General features: G+C 35.7%; 3 protein-coding genes. All 3 read right to left on the minus strand.

Features of this window, described 5'->3' with window-relative positions; genetic code table 11:
* A partial coding sequence (locus AA81_RS13350) for a hypothetical protein (RefSeq protein WP_146050409.1) occupies nucleotides 1-416 on the minus strand: 416 nt, incomplete at its 3' end.
* 126 nt (nucleotides 417-542) lie between these two features.
* Nucleotides 543-1,277: an ABC transporter ATP-binding protein gene (locus tag AA81_RS13355; protein ID WP_103078047.1), complete on the minus strand. Its 735-nt coding sequence runs from the start codon at nucleotides 1,275-1,277 to the stop codon at nucleotides 543-545.
* The coding region (locus AA81_RS13360) for an ABC transporter ATP-binding protein (RefSeq protein ID WP_146050410.1) at nucleotides 1,274-1,785 on the minus strand (512 nt) is incomplete at its 5' end. The genes AA81_RS13355 and AA81_RS13360, both read right to left, overlap by 4 nt.

Here is a 1,785-nt window from a genome sequence, read left to right on the forward strand (position 1 = left end):
ATATATCTCTGCATATTCACAATTCTATCTTGATATTTGATTTCTAAAGGTACAAAGTTTTTGTTGTCATTTATTATTACCTTATATCCAGTTAGTTCAATACTTTCGCCGGCTTTTACATTATCCAAAAGATTCTTGGGCACCCTTACTGAGTAAATTTCAGAGTCTACTTCAACACTCAAGGTTAAAGATACATCGTCATCCACTATGGTTTTGACAGTTCCTGTAACGGATACTGGTGAAACATCTTGAGATAATACTCTTTCTTGCAATCTTTCTTGAACTTGAAACATCTGGTTGTCAGGATCCTGATTTTGTACCTGGGACATTGGAGCCCCACCAGTTGGTCCTACTTGCGCAAATAGTGATCCGACTAAAAGAATACCTATAAAGAAAGACAGAAAAACTTTTTTCATACTAACACCTCCACTAAGTAATGTTTTATATTTTTGATACATCAAAATAATAAAACAATATGCTTAATATTCACTTAATGGAAGCTTAGAAGAAACTTAAAAAAACATGGTGGTAGTTTCAAAGTTTTAAACCGTCACTCCTAGATAAGTTTTCCTAACTTCATCGTTTTCTAAGAGATCTTCTGCAGGTCCTTCGAGAACAATTTTGCCTGTTTCTAAGACATAACCATAATGAGCGATTTTTAATGCACCAACGGCGTTTTGTTCTACAAGCAATATGGTTACTCCCTCTTCACATATTTTTTCTATAGTTTCTAAAACCTCTTTGACCAGAATCGGAGCTAGCCCAAGAGAAGGTTCGTCGAGCATCAGAACCTTTGGTCTTGACATTAGTCCTCTTGCAACCGCCAACATTTGTTGTTCTCCTCCAGATAGTGTGCCTCCAAGTTGTTTAAGTCTTTCCTTTAATCGTGGGAAAAGTTTAAGTACCCAATCGAAATCTTTGTTTATTTTTTCAGAGTCTTTGCGAGAATACGAACCCAATCGGAGGTTTTCTAAAACCGTTAGATTAGGGAATATACGTCTACCTTCAGGGACTAGAACCACTCCCTTTTCTACTATCTTATGTGTTTCCTGGTTTGTGATATCAGCATTATCGAAAAACACCTTTCCACTGCTCTTTTTAACTGCATTCATTATCCCATTCAAGGTAGTAGTTTTTCCCGCTCCATTTGATCCAATCAACGTTGTGATTTCATTCTTTTTGATTTCCATATCTATCCCTTTTACTGCATGGATGCTACCATAGTGAACGTGCATATCAGATATTTTAAGAATTATGTTTGAATTTTCACTGTTCATATTGCCAACTCCTCACCTAAATAGGCTTTTATTACCAAAGGATCTTTTTGAATCTCCTCCGGACTACCTTCAGCGATTTTTTTCCCATAATCCAATACATATATACGCTCACAAATTCCCATGATAACTTTCATATCGTGTTCTATAATGAGAATAGATAACTTATATTCCTGTCTTATATGTTTTATAAACTCCATCAATTCACTCGTTTCATGAGGGTTCATTCCTGCTGCGGGCTCGTCTAACAGAAGTAGTTTTGCTCCGGTGGCAATTGCTCTTGCGATTTCTAACTTTCTTTGTAATCCATATGGAAGAGAGTTTGCTTTGTCATTAGCGTAAATAGACAACCCGACTTCTTCTAGAAGATCCCAGGCTTCGTTTTGCATTTCTTTTTCTACTTTTAAAACGTCAGGAGTCTTTAAAACACTTTTAAAAAGCCAAATCCAACTCTTCAATTTCAAATGTTGAGAAACTAAAACATTTTCTAAAACTGTCATATCTTTAAACA

It is taken from the genome of Petrotoga halophila DSM 16923 (genome assembly GCF_002924615.1).

Excerpts from the sequence above, each read along its gene's own strand:
- AA81_RS13355 (WP_103078047.1), bottom strand. The coding sequence starts at position 1,277 with ATGAACAGTGAAAATTCAAACATAATTCTTAAAATATCTGATATGCAC.